Annotated in this window: 19 protein-coding genes; all 19 read left to right on the forward strand. The window is 35.1% G+C overall.

Annotated elements, in window-relative coordinates; genetic code table 11:
* Positions 1 to 975: 975 nt before the first annotated feature.
* The 19 genes from J3A84_RS08495 to J3A84_RS15455 all read left to right on the forward strand — a co-directional run bounded on the left by J3A84_RS08495 (position 976) and on the right by J3A84_RS15455 (position 24,535).
* Complete coding sequence (locus J3A84_RS08495) at positions 976 to 1,671, forward strand: YveK family protein (protein WP_207599591.1); 696 nt, start codon at positions 976 to 978, stop codon at positions 1,669 to 1,671.
* Between the two features lie 41 nt (positions 1,672 to 1,712).
* Positions 1,713 to 3,593 (forward strand): polysaccharide biosynthesis protein, encoded by a 1,881-nt coding sequence (locus J3A84_RS08500; RefSeq protein WP_242694117.1) that lies wholly within the window; start codon positions 1,713 to 1,715, stop codon positions 3,591 to 3,593.
* Between the two features lie 110 nt (positions 3,594 to 3,703).
* Positions 3,704 to 4,057 carry a Flp family type IVb pilin gene (locus J3A84_RS08505; RefSeq protein WP_207599593.1) on the forward strand — a complete coding sequence of 118 codons (354 nt, stop codon included), beginning with the start codon at positions 3,704 to 3,706 and terminating at the stop codon, positions 4,055 to 4,057.
* Between the two features lie 654 nt (positions 4,058 to 4,711).
* Entirely contained in the window at positions 4,712 to 5,335 is a 624-nt protein-coding gene (locus J3A84_RS08510; RefSeq protein WP_207599594.1) for a sugar transferase, read from the forward strand.
* 10 nt (positions 5,336 to 5,345) lie between these two features.
* Positions 5,346 to 6,233, forward strand: a complete 888-nt coding sequence (locus J3A84_RS08515) for an NAD-dependent epimerase/dehydratase family protein (protein WP_207599595.1) — start codon at positions 5,346 to 5,348, stop codon at positions 6,231 to 6,233.
* 10 nt (positions 6,234 to 6,243) lie between these two features.
* Positions 6,244 to 7,341, forward strand: a complete 1,098-nt coding sequence (locus tag J3A84_RS08520) for a glycosyltransferase family 4 protein (RefSeq protein WP_207599596.1) — start codon at positions 6,244 to 6,246, stop codon at positions 7,339 to 7,341.
* Between the two features lie 11 nt (positions 7,342 to 7,352).
* A complete protein-coding gene (locus tag J3A84_RS08525) occupies positions 7,353 to 8,252 on the forward strand; it encodes an ATP-grasp fold amidoligase family protein (protein WP_207599597.1) in 900 nt (299 codons plus the stop codon).
* Between the two features lie 58 nt (positions 8,253 to 8,310).
* The gene (locus tag J3A84_RS08530; protein WP_207599598.1) at positions 8,311 to 9,393 is read left to right on the forward strand and encodes a CapA family protein; all 1,083 of its coding nucleotides are present in this window, start codon (positions 8,311 to 8,313) and stop codon (positions 9,391 to 9,393) included.
* A 12-nt stretch (positions 9,394 to 9,405) separates the two neighbouring features.
* Positions 9,406 to 10,608: a glycosyltransferase gene (locus tag J3A84_RS08535; RefSeq protein ID WP_207599599.1), complete on the forward strand. Its 1,203-nt coding sequence runs from the start codon at positions 9,406 to 9,408 to the stop codon at positions 10,606 to 10,608.
* Positions 10,609 to 10,626: 18 nt separating this feature from the next.
* Positions 10,627 to 11,646: a polysaccharide biosynthesis protein gene (locus J3A84_RS08540; protein ID WP_207599600.1), complete on the forward strand. Its 1,020-nt coding sequence runs from the start codon at positions 10,627 to 10,629 to the stop codon at positions 11,644 to 11,646.
* A complete protein-coding gene (locus tag J3A84_RS08545) occupies positions 11,646 to 12,755 on the forward strand; it encodes a capsular polysaccharide biosynthesis protein CapF (protein WP_207599601.1) in 1,110 nt (369 codons plus the stop codon). Before J3A84_RS08540 ends, J3A84_RS08545 begins: the two co-directional genes overlap by 1 nt.
* A 560-nt stretch (positions 12,756 to 13,315) precedes the next feature.
* Complete coding sequence (locus J3A84_RS08550) at positions 13,316 to 14,515, forward strand: hypothetical protein (protein WP_207599602.1); 1,200 nt, start codon at positions 13,316 to 13,318, stop codon at positions 14,513 to 14,515.
* Positions 14,516 to 14,545: 30 nt separating this feature from the next.
* Complete coding sequence (locus tag J3A84_RS08555) at positions 14,546 to 15,784, forward strand: glycosyltransferase (RefSeq protein WP_207599603.1); 1,239 nt, start codon at positions 14,546 to 14,548, stop codon at positions 15,782 to 15,784.
* A gap of 37 nt (positions 15,785 to 15,821) precedes the next feature.
* Positions 15,822 to 17,228: an oligosaccharide flippase family protein gene (locus tag J3A84_RS08560; RefSeq protein ID WP_207599604.1), complete on the forward strand. Its 1,407-nt coding sequence runs from the start codon at positions 15,822 to 15,824 to the stop codon at positions 17,226 to 17,228.
* 56 nt (positions 17,229 to 17,284) lie between these two features.
* Complete coding sequence (gene wecB, locus J3A84_RS08565) at positions 17,285 to 18,415, forward strand: non-hydrolyzing UDP-N-acetylglucosamine 2-epimerase (RefSeq protein ID WP_207599605.1); 1,131 nt, start codon at positions 17,285 to 17,287, stop codon at positions 18,413 to 18,415.
* Entirely contained in the window at positions 18,412 to 19,425 is a 1,014-nt protein-coding gene (locus tag J3A84_RS08570) for an NAD-dependent epimerase (protein WP_207599606.1), read from the forward strand. The genes wecB and J3A84_RS08570 overlap by 4 nt, the downstream gene beginning before the upstream one ends.
* Positions 19,426 to 19,532: 107 nt before the next feature.
* Positions 19,533 to 20,699 carry a nucleotide sugar dehydrogenase gene (locus tag J3A84_RS08575; RefSeq protein ID WP_207599607.1) on the forward strand — a complete coding sequence of 389 codons (1,167 nt, stop codon included), beginning with the start codon at positions 19,533 to 19,535 and terminating at the stop codon, positions 20,697 to 20,699.
* A 421-nt stretch (positions 20,700 to 21,120) separates the two neighbouring features.
* Positions 21,121 to 22,485 carry a YecA family protein gene (locus tag J3A84_RS15400; RefSeq protein WP_207599608.1) on the forward strand — a complete coding sequence of 455 codons (1,365 nt, stop codon included), beginning with the start codon at positions 21,121 to 21,123 and terminating at the stop codon, positions 22,483 to 22,485.
* Positions 22,486 to 22,861: 376 nt separating this feature from the next.
* Entirely contained in the window at positions 22,862 to 24,535 is a 1,674-nt protein-coding gene (locus J3A84_RS15455; protein ID WP_342590952.1) for an SEC-C metal-binding domain-containing protein, read from the forward strand.
* Positions 24,536 to 24,560: the final 25 nt, after the last annotated feature.

Below are 24,560 nucleotides of genomic sequence, written 5' to 3' on the forward strand. Positions count from 1 at the left end.
AATCCTCTCCTTACTCACAGTTTTAACCCTGGCTCAGCAAGCTCAGCTGAGGATAAAACCAATCCATTGAGAAGATTATCTCATAGTTTTATTTCACATAGAATCCATGCATTTATTGAACGCTTACGATTGATATTCTTTGTCCATTCCATACTCACGAAGAACGCTTCTAATAGAAGATGTAGGCAGAAATGAAGGTTGGCAATGGGTAGCATCCTGATCACCTTCCGACGCGACATCATCTGGATGCGGAGGCGTGGCTTCTTTCTGTTATTCACGGAAAGCTGAAGTGCATAGGTTGGAAATGCAGAAGGATTCCGAGAAGTTTTTGCGGTGCTTGAAACTGTCAAAATGAGAAAAATAATCCCTGAAAAATATGAAATTCAGTGATATCACCACTCTATGTTAAAGAATTATTGATGTGTGAACTATTCCTTAATTTTGTAAATGCCAACGATTACAGTGATTAATTGAATGAATTTCTTCCTGTCTGATTTCAATCTATTAAAAATTCTTGTGAATATTAAATACTCTTACAGTGATGTTATAATATAAAGGTATTGTTGAAAGAATGAGAATAATTTTATAAAATAATCATCACGCATCTTCCGATATCCGGAACAAACTCAAAAGTAATACTTTCTATGAAAAGAATAGAATTCTATTTGAGCTGGAGAGTAAAAATTATTTTTCCTATAGAAGTCGAATGGAACAATGGATTTCCAGGAAGAACAATACTACTCATTTTATTTCCTGCGCATTCAAACAGGAGATAAGAATGAATCTCAATTGCGAAAGTATATTCCTATGAAATATTTAACTTCTGCTTAAATTCATGGTGGATGGATGCAGATAATGTAGAGCAAAAGCTCAGGAATATAGCCGATAGTATGATATACTGATATTTCGACTGCTGCTTTTTCAAGCGGCACCCTATAATAAATCATGGATACTTTAAAGTAGAAGGAGCAGGTAATGAACATGAATGAAGAAACCATTGATCTTGGAACCCTTTGGCTGATCATACGAAAGAAGCTTGGTCTGATTATAGTAGTAACGATTCTCATGACCATGATGTCAGGAATCTTTACTTTTTTCTTTGTGGAACCGGAATACCGTTCCACTGTGTCGGTGTTCATCAGTGATGAAAGAACCGGCAGTCAGGTGATGGAAACCATCAATGACATCAACATGTACCAGAAACTGGTGGACACTTACGCGGAGATTGCAAAATCCAGAACCGTGGCTGAGGATGTCATGGCGAATCTGGAGCTGGATATGACCGTGGGTGAGATTCAGGATATGATCACCACTTCCCCTAAGGGGAACACTCAGTTTCTGAATCTTTCCATCACCTCCACCGACAGAGAGCAGGCGTACAACATGGCCAATCAGATGGCAAGAAGCCTCAAGGCTGTCAGCAGAGAACTAAGGGGTACAGACATCGTGCAGATTCTCGACCCTGCCAATGTACCTGGAGGACCCTCCTCCCCGAACATTCAGATGAATCTGGCCATAGGATTCGTACTGGGGCTGATGCTGTCGGTGTTTGTGGTATTCCTATTGGAATTCCTGGACAAGACCGTGAAGGATCCAGAGTTCATATCCAACGAATTAAGATTGCCGGTACTGGCTGCTATACCCTACACAGAACACGAATCCTTTAACTAATCAGAAAAAATAAAGCTAAGGAGATGATTCCTTTGATTCTAATGAAATTCAGACAATACAAGAAAATAGTGATGTTTGTCAGCGACATAGGAATCATTTTTCTCTCGTATTTTCTGTCCGCTCTCCTGATTCATGATTTTAGTCTCCCAGGGGGGGATGGGAATGGATTCTACGGGTATGTCTTGGTCATTTCGCTGATCTATGAATCAGTATTCTGTTTCTTCAGGCTCTATGGAAGCCTGTGGACAGTGGCAGGGTATTACGATTATATGAACATCGTTCTGGCCAATCTCATGGCAGCTGGCCTGGCGGCGATTTACGACTTCATTATTCTAAAAGGAGCGCTATCTCTGCCCCTGATCATCATTGCAGGCGGTGGGATTCTTCTAGGGACGCTGGGGAACAGGATGTTCTTCAGAATCTACAGGAGGCTGCTTTACGAGAAGAAGAACGTGAAGGGAGCAAATCCTTCCAGACGAAAGAATATTCTTCTTGTGGGAGCAGGAGAGGCGTCAGCACTTATCATCAAGGAAATCCGGAACCATCCGGAGCTTGCCATGAACATTGCAGGCCTGGTGGATGACTCTGAGTTCAAGCAGCATGCCAGAATCAGCGGACACAAGGTTCTCGGCAAGGTGAAGGACATTCCGTTTGTAGTGAAGGAATATGGGGTGGATGAGATCTTTCTGGCCATACCCAGCGCTACCCATGAGGAGCGAAGAATCATACTGGATGTGGCCAAGACCACACCAGCGAAGCTCAAGACTCTTCCGGGTGTCTATGAGATGGTGGACAAGGGACTGAGCATTAAGTCCATCCGAGATGTGGAAATATCAGATCTTTTAGGCAGAAAGGAGATTCATCTCAACAATGAGAAGATTTCCGAGTATATAGAAGGCAAGACGGTGCTTGTTACTGGAGGAGGCGGCTCCATCGGCAGCGAGCTCTGCCGGCAGATCGCAGCCCTTCATCCGAAACAGCTGATCATCGTGGATATCTACGAGAACAATGCCTATGCCATAGAGAATGAACTGAAGAGAAATCATCCGAAGCTGAACCTTCTGGTGCTTATCGCTTCAGTGAGAGATAAGAGAAAGATCAACTGGATCTTTGATGCCCACCGTCCGGAGACGGTGTTTCACGCGGCGGCTCATAAGCATGTGCCGCTCATGGAGACCAGCCCGGAGGAAGCCATCAAGAACAATGTGTTCGGTACGCTGAATGTATCGGAAGCGGCGCACAAATATGAGGCGGAAAAATTCATCCTTATCTCCACAGACAAAGCGGTGAATCCCACCAACATCATGGGGGCTTCCAAGAGGCTCTGCGAGATGATTGTGCAGACCATGGATGCAACCTCAGAAAAGACGGACTATGTGGCCGTGCGATTCGGAAATGTTCTAGGGTCCAACGGTTCCGTGATTCCACTTTTCAAGGAGCAGATCCGAAACGGTGGACCAGTGACTCTGACCCATAAGGACATCGTCCGGTACTTCATGACGATTCCGGAAGCGGTTCAGCTGGTGCTGCAGGCAGGTTCCTATGCCCAGGGGGGAGAAATCTTTGTGCTGGATATGGGAGACCCTGTAAGGATCTATGATCTGGCGGAGAATCTCATCCGGCTTTCCGGTTATGAGCCTCATAATGAGATCCAGATCCGAATCACTGGATTAAGACCTGGGGAGAAGCTCTATGAGGAGCTCTTGATGGCGGAAGAAGGTCTGGAGAGTACGCCTAATGAACTGATCTTTGTGGGCAGACCCAACGGGTTTGACAAAGAGGGTCTAAAGAAGACCCTGGAGCAGCTGGAGAAGGATGTTCATGATGAACAGATTTCAGGGGATATGCTGAAGGAAATCATTCATGGGATTGTACCTACATATAAACCGGACTTAAAGAAGAATGAACATTCCGCCGTGTAAAGCAATTGCTTAGAACGATGCTGGATGAATCGTGTTTCAGTAATATTTAAAGATGTGTAGAAGTGATCTGTTGACTTAGTTATTTCACTCAGAATTATGGAGTATCTCATTTGATTAAAAGAGGTGCGGTTTTTATGAGAAAAGTGATGAATGAAGACAATGGTCAGTCAAAAGTAGAATATGGACTGATTCTGATGCTCATTGCAGTATCTGTGGTGCTTATACTGAGTAGTCCAAGATTCAGATGCGCGATTAAAAGTTTGTATATGAATGCAGCATATAGCTTTTATCTTGCGGGATCTGGTGCGGAGGATAGTGAACAGCTGTTTAATCAGTTCATGATTGAAAATGGATTGGATTCATCAGAGTATGATTACAACGATGGGAAGATAAACTGTGGTGGTGCCCCTGGTAGCGGTGAACCTGATCCTGATCCTATACCGGACCCAGTTCCGTGGTTGTGATTGGATGAAGAGACCGACGTGAGTATACTAATAGGATTACAAGATATAGTAGCTCAAAAATATCGGACCACAACATGTAGTTACTAAGTTCTCACAAAAGTGGTACATAAAAAACTATCGACCACCGTTGAAAGTTAGTGATATCAATGGTTTCAGAAAAAGGTGGTAGATGGTGGTAGATAAAAACTCACAAACTGTGAGAATTATGTGTTTTCGACGTGAGTATATCAAAAGAATGAAACCACAATATATTGTGGGTCAAAAATATCGGACCACAATATGTAGTTTCGTAAAATTTGATTTTGTAGTCTATAAAAAAGTCAGACTACAGGCTCTAAGCCACTAAAATCAATGGTTTCAGTATTTTTGTAGTCTATGTAGTCTGAGAAATCGCAAACTTTTATGTATTTAACGCCGATTCGACGTGAGTATGGTGAAAGGATAAAGAGGCTGTAAGTCAGTGATATCAAGGGTTTCAGCATAACTCCAAAATGTACTAATGTTACGGAAGCATTATACGTAGTCTCATCCAATCAAAGTATACATTTATGCAAGATATAGTGCTGAAAATTAATCAAAACACTACATATAGATCAAGAAAATAAGGTGTTCTACACACCACAAACATACATAACCGAAGCAGGAGGAACTATCATGGTTTACTTAAAAATCAAAAGATTAATAGATATCATACTTTCAACTTTAGGACTTATCATATTATCTCCTGTATTTTTAATTTTAATCATCGCAATTAAATTAGACTCGAAAGGTCCAGTACTTTTCAAACAGAAACGTATAGGCATCCATAAGAGTCATTTTAATATATTGAAGTTTAGAACTATGCGTATTGATACACCGAAGGACACGCCAACACATCTTTTAGAGAATCCGGATCAGTGGATTACAAAGGTAGGTAAGTTCCTACGTAAGACTTCTCTAGATGAGCTACCACAAATCATCAATATTTTTAAGGGTGAGATGAGCATCATCGGTCCTAGACCAGCACTCTGGAATCAATATGACCTGATTGAAGAAAGAGACAAGTATGGTGCGAATGATGTGCCGGTTGGCCTTACTGGATGGGCGCAGATTAATGGTAGAGATGAGCTGGAAATTGATGTGAAGGCTAGACTTGACGGAGAGTACGCTGAGAAGATTGGACTTTTGATGGATATTAGATGCTTTTTTGGTACGGTGATAAGCGTACTTAGGACTGAAGGTGTTGTTGAAGGTGGGACTGGGACGAAAAAAGCTGATAAAGAATCAGTGAAACATTAGGGGTGAGCAGATGTTATTAGTGACAGGAATTACAGGACATACAGGCAGATATTTTCTACAGGAACTTATTAATCACAAATATGAAGGACCAATCCGCTGCATCGTTAGGGAAACATCTGACACTTCAATGTTGGATAACAGCGGATTAAATATTGAGAAGGTTTATGGAGATATCCATAATGAAGCATTCTTAGATGAAGTAACAATGGGTGTAGATGAAATTGTTCATATCATAAATATCAGACATACTTTAAGGGTTTTAAAGGCTGCAATTAAGAATGATGTGAAGCGTATTGTCAGCGTACATACGACTGGCATCTATTCTAAGTTTAGAATTGCATCTGAAGAATATGTAATCATTGAAAAGAAAATTAAAGATATTCTTTCTAAGAACGATATCAGCATGACAATATTGAGACCAACAATGATTTATGGTGATGTGTGTGATAGGAATATGAGCAAGTTCATAAAGATGGTTGACAGATTTAAAATCTTTCCTGTGATTAATCATGGTAAGAGCCTGATTCAACCTGTGAATGCTAGAGACTTAGGCAAGGCTTATTATGATGTGCTGATGATGCCGGTAGAAAAAGCTAAATCAGAATATATCCTATCTGGTGAAAAGCCTATCACAATGCTTGAGGCATTTAAATTGATAAGCAATAATCTCGGTAAAAAAACAACATTCATAAGTTTTCCGCTAGGTTTTGGTGTGATCATGGCGAGAGTTCTTAAAGGAATTACATTAGGTAAAATCGATTATGTTGAAAGAGTACAAAGAATGAGTGAAGATAGAAGCTTTTCACATGAAGAAGCAACTGCCGACTTTGGATATAAACCTGAATCTTTTGAAGTAGGCATTGCAAGGGAAGTTAAAGAATATCTTGGAAGATTGTAGGTGTAATGTAATGGGAAAGAGAATTTTGATTCTGTCAAATCATTTTATAACCTTATATAATTTTAGAAAAGAACTGATTAAAAGACTAAATGATGAAGGACATGAAGTTTATATCTCTATGCCAAAGTCAGATGATAATAACTTCTTTGAGGATATGGGCTGCAAGATTATTGAGACCCCTGTTGACCGAAGAGGAATCAATCCTGTAAGAGACCTTGGTTTGATTGTGTCATATACAAGGATCATGAAAGAAGTAAAACCGGATATAGTATTCTCTTATACCATTAAGCCAAACATTTACGGCTCTATAGCTTCTAATATTACAAAAAATAAGCAGGTTAATAATATCACTGGTACTGGCGGTACTTTCTTGAAAAAGAACTTTGTTAGTGAAGTTGCAAAGCTTCTATATAAGTTGTCAATTAAAAAATCTTACAAGGTGTTTTTTCAAAACAGTGGAGATAAAGATTTATTCGTCAAGAACAATATGGTTAAAGATAACTATGCTATGCTTCCGGGATCTGGCGTTAATTTAGAACAGTTCCAAGTAAGCGACTTACCCTTAGATGAAGAGATAAACTTTATTTTTATTGGAAGAGTTATGGCGCTAAAAGGTATAGATCAGTATCTAGAAACAGCAAAAGCAGTGAAAGCTGAATACCCAAACACTAACTTTTTCATTGCAGGCTTTATTGAGGAAGAAAAGTACAAGCCTATTATAGATGAATATGATTCAAAAGGAACTATAAAATACATAGGCTTTCAAAAAGATATTAAGTCTTGGATTGAGAAATGCCATTGCACAATTCTCCCGTCTCATGGTGGAGAAGGCGTGCCAAATGTTCTTCTTGAATCCGCAGCTATGGGAAGAGTATGTATTGCTTCAACAATTAATGGTTCTAAGGATGTTATTGAAGATGGATTGACTGGATACTTGTTTGAAACAGGAAGTGCTGAATCCTTAACAGATAAAGTGAAGAAGTTCTTAGACTTAAGGTTTGAGAATAAAGTCAGAATGGGGTTAGCTGGAAGAACGAAGGTTGAGAGAGAATTTGATAGGCAGATAGTTATTGATATGTATCTAGATGAGATTAACATACTAAATTAGGAGGTGTTGATGTGAATTATAAGAAGTTGATAAAGAGTCAAAAGTTGAGATTAAGACTATTAAAGGTTCTTGATTTTTTACCGGACAGATTAATGATAAAACTTCAATATAAAATCAGCACTGGAAGAAAATTAAATCTTAAATCTCCCATGAGATTTACAGAAAAAATCCAATGGTACAAATTGAACTATAGAGACCCGTTAATGGTTCAGTGTTCGGATAAGTATGGAGTCCGAGAATATGTAAAATCAAAAGGATTAGAAGATATTTTGGTTCCAATTTATGGTATTTATGACCGTGCTGAAGAAATAAATTTTGATGAGTTACCTTCATCTTTTGTTTTGAAAACGACTAATGGGAGCCATACCAATATCTTGTGCAAAAATAAAATTGATTTAGATATTAATAGTACAATACTAAATTTAAATCGCTGGCTAAATGCGTGGGACGGTAAGGTCGGGCGAGAATGGGCATATCACAATATAAACCCCAAAATAATATGCGAAAAATACTTAGAAAAAGACAAGAATGACGATCTTATAGATTATAAATTTTTTTGCTTCAATGGAGAACCATTCTATTTATATGTAATTACTGAGAGGTTTTTGGATGGTGGAGCAAAGTTGGGGGTTTTTGATTTAGAATTTAATCAATTACCTTATAAGAGAGTGGATATACCAAAGTTATCAAAGAAAGTTGAAAAGCCAGAAAATTTCAATGATATGATTGAAATAGCAAGAAAGCTATCAAAAGATTTTCCTCATGTTAGAGTGGATCTTTACAATATTGATGGAAAGATATATTTTGGAGAGTTAACGTTCTACAACGGCAGTGGATATAGGGGTTATGAGCCTGATGAGTTTGACTTAACTGTAGGCAAAAAATTTGAATTACCAGAAGTAAAGAGATAAATGAAATGAGAATCTTATTACATTTATTGTGTAATAATGAGATATTGAGGTGTTGAAAATGAAGATTGCGTTTATTGGTGATATAGCATTAATAGGAAAATATGATATTACTAAAAATCCGGAAGCTAAAAACAGATTAAATGTTTTAGCTGATAAATTAAAGGGATACGATTATATAATTGGTAATCTTGAGTCTCCATTAACAGAAGTTAATAGGACTTTGGTGTGTAAATCCATGCATTTAAGATCGCCAATGGAGAATGTTGAATTATTAAAACACCTAAATATTGATGCTGTATCATTAGCTAATAATCATTTATTTGACTATGGAAGGGCTGGATTGGAAGAAACAGTTGAAGTGCTTGAGAGAAATAATATTGCTTGGTTTGGAGTTGATAAGAAGAATATTGTAACAGTTATTGAAGGTGAGAAAATATCTATAAGTGGATATGCATGTTACAGTACAAATGGTTCTGGTTATGGGAATAAAAATCGCACATCAGGTATTAATCCACTTACTTATGAATCGATAGAGGAGCAACTAGAAGAAGATAGAAAAAATAGTGCATTTAGCATTTTGTCTTTCCACTGGGGGGATGAACATACTAATTACCCGAAGTATGAGCATATTGAACTAGCCAAAAAACTCGTTAACAATAAAGATGTAATTATTCATGGTCACCATCCACATGTAATTCAAGGAGTTCAGAAATTCACGAATTCGATTATATCGTATAGTTTAGGCAATTTTATTTTTGATGATTGCATTTCTATAAATGGCAAATTCATTTTAAAACAAAATGAACAAAACAAGAAATCATTTATTTTGGGAGTTGAAATTGAGAAAGGGACAATTATTGGGACTTCATTTATTGGATTCAAAGAAACTAATGATGATTTTGAATTTTTTGATATTAATGAAGAAATAAATGGAATTTCATCGAAACTAAATCAAATTAGTTCAATTGATGAATATGAGAATCTTAGATCAATGCAAATAAACAATGTAAGAAAAGAAAAGTTTGGTAAACGTGATTTTGAATGGTTAATGAGTAGACTAAATTACTATTCAATTGGTGCTAGAATTACAGCTATAATTCGAAAAAGAAGATATCATGAAATCTCCCAAAAATTCAAATAGGGGTTTATATCGATGAAAAAAATAATTTATATTGGCAATTTTGCATTTCCATTAGGAAATGCAGCCGGAAAAAGAGTATATGGAAATGGTAAGTTGTTTAAAGAACTTGGTTATGAAGTTGTTTTTATTGGAGTAGATCGAAATATTGAGAGCTATTGTAAACTTGAAGAAACTGAGAAAGAATATGATGGCTTCAAGTATTACAATTTTTCTTATCCTAATAACACTATTTCATGGATTAAATATAATAGGTTGTTCAAAACACTTGTTGAATTTATTAACGAGAAAATTGGTATTAAAAATATTGATATGATAATTTACTATGGTAGTCCGTCACTATCATTATTCATTTATAAATTAATTCGTTTTTGCAGACATAACAAAATTAGAATCATTTCTGATTGTGTTGATTGGCTTACTGTTAAGACGAGCAATCCAATTTTCAATTTAGTTAAATGGGCAGATAATACATATCAAAAGGCCTACTTAAATAAGAGAGTAGATGGTGTTATTGCTATTAGTAAATACTTAGGAGCATATTATAAAAAAGCTGGCGTTAAAACTGTAGTCGTACCTCCTTTATCCCCGGTTAAGTATGATTTTGTATATGGAAATAACCCAAGCAAAACAATTGTGTATGCAGGACTCCCATTTAGAAAAGGTGAAGTGATTAGAGATTTAAGTTCACTTAAAGATAGAATTGATATAACAATTTTTTTGCTTTATAAAGCAAAAAAGAATGGAGCCAAATTTGTCTTCAATATTTATGGGTTTACAAAAGAAGAGTATTTACATTCGATACCATCTCAAGCGGAATATGTAGAGGGGTTAGCAAATAGTATTAAATTTAATGGAATGAAAGCAAATAATGAAGTTACTGAAGAAATATCAAAAGCAGATTTCACAATATTAGTTAGAGATGTTAATCGCGATACGACTGCGGGCTTTCCAACTAAAGTTTCTGAAAGCATTAGTTGTGGAACGCCAGTTATAACAACTAAAACTAGTGATTTGGAAGATTTTATTATTGAAGGTGAATATGGCTTCTTCATAGATGCATTGAATTATTCTAAATCAGCTGATAGGTTAAAAGAGATTTTTGATATAGACAAAGATAGTATTTATGAAATGAAAATGAAATGCCTCAACTCAGGTGTTTTTAATTACAGAAATTATAAAGAAAGTATTAAGGAACTCATTGATTTATTCTATTAAAAGTTAGGAGATGAAAAAATGTTTAAAAATAAAACTCTATTAATAACAGGTGGCACAGGATCTTTCGGAAATGCAGTAATGAAAAGATTCTTAAATACAGATATTAAAGAAATTCGTATTTTTTCTCGTGATGAGAAGAAACAAGATGATATGAGAAAGTTATATAAAAACGACAAATTGAAATTTTATATTGGTGATGTTAGAGACCTTTCAAGCGTTAAAAATGCTATGCATGGAGTAGATTATATTTTTCATGCAGCTGCTCTTAAGCAAGTACCTTCTTGTGAATTCTTCCCGCTTGAGGCAGTAAAAACTAATGTATTAGGAACGGATAATGTATTATCTGGAGCTATTGAGATGGGAGTTAAAAAGGTTATTTGCCTTTCCACAGATAAGGCAGCCTATCCGATCAACGCAATGGGAATTTCAAAAGCAATGATGGAGAAGGTCTTTGTAGCTAAAGCAAAGACTGTTGATCCTGAAAGAACTCTTATTTGTGGTACGAGATATGGTAATGTCATGGCTTCAAGAGGCTCAGTAATTCCATTGTTTATAGATCAGATTAAAAACGGACAACCACTTACGGTAACTGATCCAAGCATGACAAGGTTTCTAATGAGCCTTGAAGAAGCTGTTGAACTTGTTGTATTCGCTTTTCAAAACGCTGAAGCAGGAGACATTATGGTTCAAAAGTCGCCAGCATCAACTATCGGGGATTTAGCACAAGCAGTTAAAGAACTATTTAAAGCTGACAATGAAATTAAAGTAATCGGAACTCGTCATGGAGAAAAGCTCTATGAAACACTTCTTACAAAAGAAGAACATGTAGTTGCGAAAGACATGGGCGGTTTTTATCGAGTTCCTGCTGATAAGAGAGATCTTAATTATGATAAGTATTTTGTTGAAGGAGATCAAAAGCTCTCTTCTGAGGATGAATACAACTCACATAACACAGAAAGGCTTAATATCGAACAGATTAAAGAGAAATTATTACAGCTTGATTATGTAAGAGAACAATTGGAAAGTTGGGATAGATAATGAGGATTTTAGTCACTGGGGCAAAGGGCTTCATAGGAAAAAATTTAATTGCAGAGTTGAGAAATAGAAAGTATGACGATATTTTTGAGTATGACAGAGATACAGATCCGTCATTACTTGATGAGTACTGTAAGGAAGCAGACTTTGTATTTCATCTAGCAGGGGTAAACCGACCAAAAGAGCAATCTGAATTTATGGAAGGTAACTTTGGCTTTACATCTGATTTGTTGAATTCTCTTAAGAACCATAAAAATACCTGTCCAGTGATGATTTCGTCTTCCATTCAAGCTGAGCTAGACAATCCTTATGGTGAAAGTAAGAAGGCGGGAGAGGAGCTCATATTTGCTTATGGTAAAGAAACTGGATCTAAAGTGCTTGTTTACAGATTTCCTAACGTCTTTGGAAAGTGGTGCAGACCAAACTACAACAGCGCAGTAGCTACGTTTTGTCATAATATCGCACATGATTTACCTGTTCAAGTAAACGACCCAAGTGTAGTAATGAACCTTGTTTATATAGATGATGTGGTTAATGAACTGATAAATACTTTAGAAGGAAATGAGAATAGAGATAATCTGTTCTGCAAAGTTCCGATTTTGCATACCCTAACACTTGGTGAGATAGTTGATTTGATTTTTTCATTTAAAAAAAGTAGAGAAGAAAAATCAGTTCCCAATATGTCGGATGCTTTTACTAAAAAGCTGTATAGTACATATTTAAGTTATCTGCCAAAGAATGAGTTTAATTATGATCTGAAAATGAATGTAGATGATAGAGGTTCTTTTACTGAATTTATAAAAACCCACGATAGAGGACAGGTTTCAGTAAATATATCTAAACCAGGTATCACTAAAGGTAATCACTGGCATCATTCAAAAAATGAGAAGTTCTTAGTTGTTAGTGGTATAGGAGTTATTCGATTTAGAAAAATTGATTCAGATGAAATACTGGAGTACTTTGTAAGTGGAGACAAGATGGAAGTCGTTGATATCCCAACGGGCTATACACACAACATAGAGAATCTTGGTGATACAGATATGGTCACGATTATGTGGGCAAATGAGCCATTCGATCCTGAAAAACCGGATACTTACTTTTTAAAAGTATAATTGAAGAAGAAATTACAATATGTGTCATAGGATATTAAGTTAGAGTCTAGAAGTAAATTTCGTGTTTTGCTCTAATAAAAGATGAGTATTTAGTAGTATTTCTAAAAAAAACGATATCTTTGATTAAGTAAACAATAAAATAGTGGGTTTCGAAATGTCTACATGTAAGATGTTCAAGCGTATATTCAAAACGTAGATTTTACAATACTTTGGAGAGATAAATTAAGTAATGATGGCATACTTTCCTACAAAGAGTTGGAAAACATCTTATTACGAACCACACTAATAACTACGAAAATGAGTAATTTATCATCATATATTATCTAAAGAAAAATGATTTTTTTGTGGATATAGATAATACTGAAATAATTATAAACCATTTGCTCAATATTTTGAAATACCAAGCGAACATAAAAGTTCATAAAGAATAGATGTAGTTCGAACGATGATTTTTTGTATACGAAGTTAAAAAAGCAGAGTAATTGCTTCTTGAAGAAAAGATTATAAATGAATTCAATATTTAATTATGTAGATATGTCATTTGAAATGGAGGAAAAGGTTTGTATTTGCAAAGAAATCAACTAAGCACAAAAATATTATATTTATTAATGTTTTTTGTCATCTTTTTTTATCCTACTTCTGCAGATGGGATTATTCTAAAATCTAATAGCTATGTGTTTATTTATTATGGAATTTGTATAATTCTTGTTATGTGGTATGTGATAGGAAAAAAAATCAACATAAATTCTATTTTAGGAATACTAGCGGTTATGGTTTATATGTTTGTTGCTTCTATCGTTTCATCAAAAGTTTTAGAAGGAACAATAGATATTGCTAGATTTGTATATATATTACTGCCATTAGTTATTTTTTTATTTAACTCTGATAAGAAAGTGCCTGCTAAATTTGTGCTGATTATTAATGAAGTGTTAACAATTATTATTATAGTTTGGAATAGTTTCCTTATTTTTAATGTTGAACTTATTCAAAACTTCACCACGAACTATTATTCACAATTCAACTGGTTTACTACAAGAACATTTGTTGAAAACAGTAAACCTGTGTTTACTTTCGGAATATATAGCTATGGTGCCTTCTTTTATGCTATGCTTTTTATATTTTGGGTGTATGTTATATTTTCTAAGATAAAGAAGAACGATCCCTTCAAAAACAGATACTATATATATGCTTTTTCGTTCATATTATTTCAAATCTTAATGAGAGGAAGTACAGCATTACTACTTGGAATTATTATGTTAGTAGCTTTCTTGAGAAGGATTGGAAAAAGTAATTGGAGTTTTTTAGTGGTTCCACTATTTATAGCTGTTGGTGTGTATTTTATATATGTGCAAGACTATGACTGGACCCGTTTAGTTATTGGAACTTCTACAAATGGGTTTGCATCAAGATACCTTTCAACTTGGTTTCAAAATAATTTCCAGGCTGTTAAAGAAACTATTCTAGGGATTGGATTTACAATCCCAGCAACTCGTAATTTGGTTTATTCAGATTCAGGATATGTTGTGCTGTTTACAATGGGTAATATTATTCTGCCAGTTGTTCTTTACGTAAATTTATACAAAAGTTTTAGAAGAAATTTGCCAAAAGAAATATTTTGGTTAACATGGATAGTTATTATGCTTTTTGAATTAGCTTTACCGGGATTACTATATTCAAAGGAAATAATATTTATAGCATATTTTTATATGTCTGTTCAAGCTGTTAGAGATAAAAATTATTATGATGCTATAAGCGACTAATAGTTAAATTGTTATTGATGGAGGATCGGAATGAAAGATATAAATATACTGTTTGTAGGTGGAATGTTTCCTAAAGAAATGGAAGAGGAAATTATTAGCAAGAGCCGGAATAATGTTCAGCTTGCAGCTAATAATTTTCAATGGGATCTTATTAATGGATTTGATGAAGTTCTCAGTAGTCCCGTTACAATTATGAATAAAATGTTTATTGGATCGTATCCTAAAAATTATAAAGACTGGGTTATTAAAGAGACTGAATTTTCGCATGTTACAAATGCTGTAGATACGAATCTAGGCTTTGTAAACATTACTATTCTTAAACAGTTACTGCACCCATTTCGTGAAAAAAAAATTATTAGACGCTGGTTACAAACTCATCCCGCTAATAATGCTGTTTTTATATATTCATTGGATATTAGATTCGTGCGAATAAGTCGCTACATTAAACAAATATCTCCTAAAACACCGATTGTTATTTCAGTTATGGATTTACCGGAGCATATAATGAAATCAAAAGAACGCAATATTGCGGTTAGAATTTGGAAGAAATATATCACAAATAAAGTTTATAGAGGGTTGAAGTTAATTGATGGCTGCATGATAGTGGCAGAAAATCAAATTAAAAGAATTTCAAAAAAGGATTCAGATTGTGTATTAGTCGAAGCTCTAACAAATCCCAAAAGTAGAAAATATGAACCTATTAGAGAGAAAGATAGAAAGCGAGTCGTATATGCTGGTACACTTGCCAGGCAGTATAATATTTTAAATTTGGTCCATGCATTTATGCAGTTGTCTAACGTAGATATAGAATTGGACATTTGTGGTGATGGAGATACAAAAGAAGAAATAATTAAAGCATCAAAAAATGATCCAAGAATCAATTATCTTGGAGTTTTAGGCAAGGATGAGGTTGTTTCGTTAATGAAAGAAGCTTGGGTCTTGGTTAATCCTAGAAAGAAAGGACAGGATTTTACTGGTTTTTCGTTTCCAAGTAAAACTATTGATTATTTATTAAGTGGAAGACCTGTTATATGTCAAAAATTAGAAGCAATCCCCAATGAATATGATGAGCATCTAATATATTTTGAAAATTCTGTTGATGATGCAGACTTATCAAGAAAACTTAATGAAGTTTTAAATTATGATTTAGACAAAGCAAATAGTGTTGGAAGAAAAAATTACTTGTTTGCTGCTAATGAAAAATGTTCAAAGAAGCAAATTGATAAGATTCTACAATTAATAGAACGAAAACGCAAAGAATTGGAATAGCGTTTTAGACTTGTGTTTTTTAAGGAGGTGATTATTATTGCAGCATAAATTAAGCAACAACGCACGTAATTTGCTTTCCGTTTTAGGAGCAAATTTTTTCGTTATGTTTGTTGGGATAATTCAATCTTTTTTGTTTCCAAAGTTGATGGGTCCTAATCAATATGGGTATTGGTCTATGTATTTACTGTATATAGGATATGCTGGTTTCTTCAATTTAGGTGTTTCTGATGGGATTTATTTATTATTTGGAGGGGAAAATTATAATGATCTTGAAAAAGGAAAATTCAAAGCATACTTTAATATTATTTTATTCTATTTATCAGTATTTTTAATAATTTGGGTTTTGTATTGTTTTTTTTCACAGCAAGTCACACAACAGTTGTTAATTATGCTTGCTATCGGGTTATCATCTTTTTTGGCATGCTTGATAAATTATGTAGTAATGATAGATCAGGCAACCTCAAGATTTAATATATATTCAAAAGGTCATATTATTGAAAAAATAGCTATTATGGCGGGAACAATAATATTAATTAAATTGAGAAATCCACTTGTAGTTATAATGGCTTCTATAATTGGTAGGATGATAACTGTATTTTATTATTATGCTAATTCAAAGCCTATTTTATATGCCAAACATAGTCCATATAAAGAAGCATTGAAAGATATGGCAACGTTTTTTTCTGCCGGAATTTGGATGACTTTAGCAGCAATTGGAACTACGGCTATGACTGGGATAGGGAGATTCTTTATACATTACCAACTAGGGGTGACAGAGTTAGGTTATTTTTCGTTTGTTTTATCAATTTCAGGATTGTTTACTATCTTTTTTTCAGCAATTGCAACGGTACTATTTCCTATGCTAAAGAGAAGTACTGGAGAAGCATATAGGAAGCAAATGATAATCTTAGATAATCTTTTGGACTGGGTTGGTATCTTGATTTTACTATTATATTTTCCAGCAAAAAGTATGCTAAGCATTTTGTACCCCCAATATGAATCTGCCCTCAAGATCTTAGTGGTTTTGTTTCCACTGGTTCTACTACAAGGAAGAACTTCAATGGTATATTATACAATTTATAAAGTTGAACGGTTAGAAAGACAGTATGTCTATAATTTAATAATAGCGCTACTGGTTTGTGTAATATTTAGTATGAGTTCACTAATGGTTGTAAAAGACATTACAAGTGTCGCAGTTGCTACATATGGTGCATTTGTAGTGTGGTGTATAGTTATTGTTGCACTATATAACAAAAATTCTGACATTAAATTAAAGTATCATTTTGGGAATTTATTGCTTTCAGTAATTTTTCTGACTATTAATCTTGTTGGTCTTCCAAATGGCCTAGATGTAATTGTGACTTATTGTGTTTATATTCCAATTGCAATATACTCAACGATTAAAGCGATTCCTGACATCAAACACTTGAGATACTATTTATAACAGAGAGGATAAAATAATATGTTTGTATTTACTAGAAAAACTGGGAGGTATACTAGATGAAGAAATTAAAAGTGATGACAGTAGTTGGGACTAGACCTGAGATTATCAGACTATCAGCTGTTATTAATAAATTAGATGAATCAGAAGCAATAGAGCATGTACTTGTTCATACAGGACAGAACTATGATTATGAACTTAATGAAGTATTTTTCAATGATTTTAAATTAAAGAAACCAGACTTTTTTTTAAATGCTGCAACTGGAACTGCTGTTGAGACGATTGGTAATATTCTAGTTAAGATTGATCCAATCCTTGAGGAAGTAAAGCCTGATGCATTTCTAGTGCTTGGAGATACAAATAGTTGTTTATGTGCAATAGCAGCGAAGAGAAGACATATCCCAATCTTCCATATGGAAGCAGGAAATAGATGCTTTGATCAGAGGGTTCCTGAGGAGACAAATAGAAAGATTGTTGATCATACAGCAGATATCAACCTAACTTATAGCGATATTGCTAGAGAGTATCTTTTAAGAGAAGGTCTTCCAGCAGATAGAGTAATAAAAACGGGTAGTCCGATGTTTGAAGTTCTTAATTCGAGAAAAGACGATATTGAGAAGTCAGATGTTCTGGATAGATTAAGATTAGAAGAAGGCAGGTATTTTGTTGTATCTGCTCATCGAGAAGAGAACATAAGTTCCGAGCAAAATTTTATGGATCTTATAGAAAGCTTAAACACAATAGCAGAAAAATATCAGCTGCCGTTAATTGTTAGTACACACCCAAGAACTAGAAAGATGATCGAATCAAAAGGAATTGAGTTTAATCCATTGGTTAAAACCATGAAGCCACTTGGATTTAATGAGTATGTGAAGCTTCAAATGCATGCTAAGGCGGTTCTTAGCGATAGTGGGACTATTAGTGAAGAATCTTCAATTCTTGGCTTTAAGGCACTGAATATTCGACAAGCACACGAGAGACCTGAGGCTATGGAAGAAGCTTCAGTTATGATGGTAGGGCTAAAGAAAGAAAGAATCCTTCAGGGGCTAGAAGTACTAGAGACACAAGAAAAAGATGCTTTAAGATTGGTTGCAGATTATAGTATGCCAAATGTGTCTGATAAGGTACTAAGGATTGTCCTATCTTATACTGATTATGTGAATAGGGTTGTTTGGGGGGAAATAGGATGAAAATACTAATAACAGGTGCAGCCGGCTTCATAGGATTTCACCTTTCAAAGAAATTACTAGATGAATCCTCTCAGATCATAGGAATTGATAACCTGAATGATTATTATGATCCAAGCCTAAAACAATCTAGGCTTGAAATCCTTGGTAAGTATAATAACTTCAACTTTCATAAAGTAGATTTAAAAGACAAGTCAGCGGTAGATCATATCTTTGAAACCTACCAGCCTACTCACGTCATAAATTTAGCGGCTCAAGCAGGAGTGCGATACTCCATTGAGAATCCCTATGCTTATGTGGATTCAAATTTAACTGGTTTTATGAATATCTTAGAGGCTTGTAGAAACTATCCTGTGGAACATTTACTTTATGCTTCTTCTAGTTCTGTTTATGGCGGCAATAAGGTAGCTCCATTCTCTACAAATCATAATGTGGATCATCCTGTGTCTCTTTATGCAGCAACCAAGAAGTCAAATGAGTTGATGGCCCATACCTATAGTCACCTTTATGGTATTCCGACAACTGGACTTAGATTCTTCACAGTTTATGGTCCATACGGAAGACCTGATATGGCTTACTTCTCATTCACAAAAGACATCTTAGCTGGTAAACCTATCAAAGTCTTTAACCACGGTAAGATGGAAAGAGACTTCACCTTTATTGATGATATTGTTGAAGGTATTGTGAAGCTGATTGAGAAAGCGCCTGTTGTTAATAAAGAGTGGGATGAAAGCAAAGACGATTTAAGTACGAGCTTTGCCCCTTACAAAATCTATAACATCGGAAACAACAACCCAGTACAACTAATGAGATTTATTAATGCTTTAGAGTCTGCACTTGGGAAAGAAGCCGAGAAAGTATATATGGATATGCAGCCTGGAGATGTTTTAAGAACTTATGCTGACGTATCTGATCTTGAAAGGGACATTAACTTCAAACCATCTACGAGTATTGAGGACGGACTTCAAAAGTTTGTGGATTGGTATGAGGCGTATTATAAAGTTGAGAAGTAATGCTCTGAACCGGGTATAGGGCAAATGATAATGAAAGCCACTATGGATTACAAACGGAGGTCTTCGAGTCTAAGATTTTACAGAAGTGAAAAGGGGGAATGTACACCATGAAAATAACAATAGCTGGAACAGGCTACGTTGGTCTGTCTAATGCAATACTTTTAGCACAACACAATGATGTCATCGCTTTAGATATTATCAAAGACAAAGTTGACATGATAAACAATAAAAAGTCTCCAATAATTGATCCTGAGATTGAGGAGTATCTAGCAACAAAAGATCTCAACTTAATTGCGACTACAGATAATTTTGAGGCTTATAAAGATGCAGAGTATGTCATCATTTCAACACCAACAAATTATGATCCAGAGAAGAACTACTTCAACACAAGAACAGTTGAAGCGGTAATTGCAAATGTATTATCGATCAATCCAGATGCTGTAATGGTAATTAAATCTACAGTGCCTGTTGGATACACAGAGAAGGTAAGAGAAATGTTTGATACTGAGAACATCATCTTCTCGCCAGAGTTTTTAAGAGAAGGAAAAGCTTTATATGACAATCTTTACCCATCAAGAATTGTAGTGGGGGAGCAATCTGAAAGAGCTAAAGTGTTCGCTGAACTGCTAGCTCAAGGCGCAATCAAGAAGGACATTCCTATTCTTTATACAGATTCAACAGAAGCAGAAGCTATCAAACTTTTTGCTAATACTTATCTTGCGCTACGTGTTGCATACTTTAACGAGCTTGACTCATATGCTGAAGTGAGAGGGCTGGATACTAAGCAAATTATTGAAGGAGTAGGGCTCGACCCACGTATAGGTACTCATTACAACAACCCTTCATTTGGTTATGGTGGTTACTGCTTGCCAAAGGATACAAAGCAATTATTGGCCAATTACCAGAATATTCCACAAAACATAATGACTGCTATTGTTGATGCTAATCGCACAAGAAAAGATCATATCGCTGACATGATCATTAAGAGACAGCCTAAAATAGTAGGAATCTATAGACTTACAATGAAGATGGACTCTGATAACTTCAGACAATCTGCTATCCAGGGAGTAATGAAGCGTATTAAAGCCAAAGGTATTGAAGTGGTGGTATTCGAACCTGCATTACATGAGGATGAATTCTACCACTCAAGAGTGATCAAAGACTTTGATGAGTTCAAGAAGATCTCTGATGTCATCGTTGCAAACAGACTATCTGATGAGATCAAAGATGTTGTGGACAAGGTCTACACAAGAGATTTGTTCAGTAGAGATTAATAGACTAGACTTGATTCCTGCTGTCCGGCTAGTTCCCTAGTCCCCAAGAAACTATTCCTCCACATGGGGGATTTGGGAATCTTATATGAGGCGTTAGAAGCAACAGTGGGATGAACGTGACATTCGAGATATGCAGAGATGATACTTCAAAGAGAATGGGGTATTTGAACTGATTCTGATTGATATCGTGACATCAAGATCGGTAGTGACGCTGGATTTTTCAGGTAGTGAATTTTGAGATACGCATGATTACTTTGACACCCAGATAAGCAGTGATGGTAACTTTTCAGATAAGCAGTGAAAGAGGACGGGCATTTTTAGAAGCAGAGATGTCCGTTTTTTTAAGAAGATGAGTTTACAGAATATTTTGTTGATGGGTATGGTGTGGAGAGGGGCTTTAATCAGAAAGGAAGTTGATGCTATGGTACATAACAGTTATATCAAATGTAGAGTTTGCAATAGCATCACTAGGGTGCGATTACAAGTAGGTTGGTTGGAACAACATCCGATAGTTATAGCCTGTGGCAAATGTGGTGTATCTCTTTCGGGTAAAGTAGACATCGGTCAAATGCAGCCTGGACTTAAATTTGAATTTGAGAATGCTGACATTCTTAATAATGACGAAAAGCCAGATTTTATTGTAGAATGCTCTGGAGAGTTTCCAACAAACAAGCAGAATGCAGAAGAACAATCCATCGCAAACATCACCACACCTTTCATGACGAATGTGTCGAGAATGTCGGATGACGGTTATAATAAGTTTACTAAGAGTGTACAGACTTTCATTCGAACAGCAGGTAGATGGAAAGATTTCAAACGCATTATCGATTTAGCTCAAAATGGAAATAGAGAATACCTTCTTCAAGAGATAAGAAAAGTATTCCCTGAAAATATCATGCCATGTAGAAATGAGTTCGAAATCATGAGAGCAATTCACATGGTAGAAGTTCATGGGTTTCTCTCGCCATTAAGAGGTGATCTTTTAGAAGATCTTTCGTTTAGCAGTGATATTCTAAAACTTAACAATATAGAACTGACAAAGCTTATTGATTATCTAAATAATCACGATGGATATGGCTTGGTTGATTTACAAGCTTTGATATACAAAGTGCTTGATGGTTTCATTAAAAATTACCAATCGCTTATTCCAGCATTTTCAATTCAGTTTTATCAGGAAGCTGCCATTATTGATTATGATGTTGAGGGATCCTCAACTAGCGATTTTGATTCTGTAAAACAGTTTTATCTTGATGCATACGAGGCGTTGGGGAACCTTATGATTTTGCCTGTTGCACTAGACAATATAAAGTATCGTGGTAATTTTGAATCAGTTCAACCCATTAACGAGAAGATAAAAAATCTTGATGGTTTTATAGCTGCGTCAAAAGGTACAAGGTATCATTACTGCAATAGTGATGAAATATACGTTGATAAGTTGAATTTACAGGTTAATTCAAAGTTGAGAAATGCAATAGGTCATAACGATGTTGAATACAACACCATAACACAGCAAATAACATATATACCTAATCCAAAAGATAGAAGCAAACAACTGACAAAGTATCTACTCGAATTCGAAAATGAAGCAATTCATTTGATTCAAGCTATTATTGTGATTTCTGAGTATTTATATAGACTACGAGAAATTGAGTTAATGATTAAGGGTCATATACCAATTATTCCACATGAGCCTAATAAAACGTCGAAAAAAATCGGCAGGAACGATCCATGTCCTTGTGGTTCGGGAAAGAAATTCAAAAAGTGCTGCCTGGGGAATCAGGAGTAAACTCATAAGTTGTTTGAATTGACTCTTTGCTTGAATTTGAAGTAGGGCTATTTAGAGACATCTAGGACGGACATGAAGAGATAAGTAGTGTCCGTTTTTAAGAAGAATAACTGTCAGAATATAGTATCAAAGGAAAAATATAATCATTTACTTAGGATGGATTTCCCTCAAGATCCAATGGATGGACGAAACAAGCCAGTGAAGCTTATGAAGGAGGGATGCCTTATGATAATTAGAGGTATTAAAGGTTTAATAAAATCGAACAGACTTACAGGCTATTCAATTAACTTAGGTTTTATTGGATTGAATTTTGCTGGAAGTTCATTCTAAGTGAATGATACAAATATTGGCTTAATAACTGAGGGAGGTGTTACTTGTGGATTATTTTGAGGCCTGTAAAGCAAGGTATTACTCAAAAGGAAATAAGAATGAAGTTATTCAAGAGTTAAACTCAAAGTTGAAATTGAACGTTAAACATATTTCCGATGAGTTCCTATGTCTATTTAATGAACTACTATTTAATGAACCAAATTATTATTGGAATCAGCAGATATTTGAACAAACATATAAAGAGCTAGAAGATGTGTTCAAATTAAATCAGCAACTGATTAACTTTGACGAGACTATTTTGGAACATTTTTTAATTGGATATCATACGTATTCTCAACTCTCTGATATTATAAAAGACCTCTCAGAACTTAATGACAGCCCGATTATTAAAAATAGATTGTATAGGATTCCTACATATATATCTATTGTAGAGGGGTGCCTCACAAATTTATTTCGAGGAATTTTATTAATCATCGATAAAACCACTTCAAAAGATTTCTCAACACAAAACAAGTTGAAACCAATCTGTGAAGCCTTGAGTAGTAATGGTTTTGAAAAGTTGGTACAGTATGTTGATATAGACATTAGAAATGCAATTAATCATGGCAATGTAGTTTTAAGAGACAATGGAAGAGATATTAATTTTACCTATTCAAAAAACAGGATAGTTGAATCCAAAACGCTGAAGACATATGAATTTGATAAATTGTTAGATAATGCATATGACACAGCAAGTGCAGTTCTTTTGGGCTTTGCTTTATTCATAAATAATCATATTGATAAAATAAATATAAATAGACATGAAGAAACTTTCCCGGCATTAGGACTATTTTCGATGGAGCTTAGTCTTCCCTCTATTAGGGTGACAAATGTTAATGGTGTTGATACTGCAGACCAACATAAGCAACTAAACATTGATGTATACATTGAAAACCTGGATAGAACATTTATATTGCAAACAGCTGTTGAAATTGGAATTCTTGCGTACAAAAGGTATTGTGATTACGACAAATACTTCATTTCATTTAGTAATGAAAGGTTACAAACGAGCTGGGTGCGTTTTACCCATGAAGAAATTGAAAGTGTTTTGACACATAGATGTGAAATTGTTGAGGCGGTTCAATCAGCTTTAGATCGCAATGATGTTATTGTATGGGATCCTGCTACACATGAAGTTGATATGCAGGAATATAAATACTATAGGTATCCTAATTATTCTACTGATAAGTTTAAAATCAATAATGTGCAAGATGCTAGTTTAGAAGATCGAAAAAGATTGAAAGCGCATTTATTTGTCGGAAACATAAATGATAAGAAAGAGCTTCTTGTGATGTTTGAAGAAGCGATTAACTGGTTAAAGTCTGTACGAAATATTCAAAACCCTACAATGGCAATCAAAAATGGATCGATGGAAGCAGATGCTCTGTATATCAATGTTTATAGGAATGATTCAAGAAGTAATAAGGAATTAATGCCTAAAAATGAGAACTTCGTGTGCTTTATTGATTATAATGCAAATGGGGAGACTACTCTTAAAAACGGAGGGTTGCCTGAGATCATTTGGCGGGATTTATACCATGAGAAAGTAAATAACATGGATTTAGCTTGGCGAGATGGAAAGCATGCAGTTGTAATGAAAGTAAAGCTACCAGGTAGAAATGATCCATGCCCATGCGGGAGTGGTAAAAAGTACAAAAAATGCTGCATAGACAAAAAGTAAGGTATTAGTTTGTCATGCAGAAGCA

The sequence above is a fragment of the Proteiniclasticum aestuarii genome, assembly GCF_017368455.1.
GTDB lineage: Bacteria > Bacillota > Clostridia > Clostridiales > Clostridiaceae > Proteiniclasticum > Proteiniclasticum aestuarii.

Coding starts and splice junctions, on each gene's coding strand:
- J3A84_RS08495 (WP_207599591.1), top strand. CDS start 976: ATGAACATGAATGAAGAAACCATTGATCTTGGAACCCTTTGGCTGATC.
- J3A84_RS08500 (WP_242694117.1), top strand. CDS start 1,713: ATGAAATTCAGACAATACAAGAAAATAGTGATGTTTGTCAGCGACATA.
- J3A84_RS08510 (WP_207599594.1), top strand. CDS start 4,712: ATGGTTTACTTAAAAATCAAAAGATTAATAGATATCATACTTTCAACT.
- J3A84_RS08515 (WP_207599595.1), top strand. CDS start 5,346: ATGTTATTAGTGACAGGAATTACAGGACATACAGGCAGATATTTTCTA.
- J3A84_RS08520 (WP_207599596.1), top strand. CDS start 6,244: ATGGGAAAGAGAATTTTGATTCTGTCAAATCATTTTATAACCTTATAT.
- J3A84_RS08530 (WP_207599598.1), top strand. CDS start 8,311: ATGAAGATTGCGTTTATTGGTGATATAGCATTAATAGGAAAATATGAT.
- J3A84_RS08535 (WP_207599599.1), top strand. CDS start 9,406: ATGAAAAAAATAATTTATATTGGCAATTTTGCATTTCCATTAGGAAAT.
- J3A84_RS08540 (WP_207599600.1), top strand. CDS start 10,627: ATGTTTAAAAATAAAACTCTATTAATAACAGGTGGCACAGGATCTTTC.
- J3A84_RS08545 (WP_207599601.1), top strand. CDS start 11,646: ATGAGGATTTTAGTCACTGGGGCAAAGGGCTTCATAGGAAAAAATTTA.
- J3A84_RS08555 (WP_207599603.1), top strand. CDS start 14,546: ATGAAAGATATAAATATACTGTTTGTAGGTGGAATGTTTCCTAAAGAA.
- wecB (WP_207599605.1), top strand. CDS start 17,285: ATGAAGAAATTAAAAGTGATGACAGTAGTTGGGACTAGACCTGAGATT.
- J3A84_RS08570 (WP_207599606.1), top strand. CDS start 18,412: ATGAAAATACTAATAACAGGTGCAGCCGGCTTCATAGGATTTCACCTT.
- J3A84_RS08575 (WP_207599607.1), top strand. CDS start 19,533: ATGAAAATAACAATAGCTGGAACAGGCTACGTTGGTCTGTCTAATGCA.
- J3A84_RS15400 (WP_207599608.1), top strand. CDS start 21,121: ATGGTACATAACAGTTATATCAAATGTAGAGTTTGCAATAGCATCACT.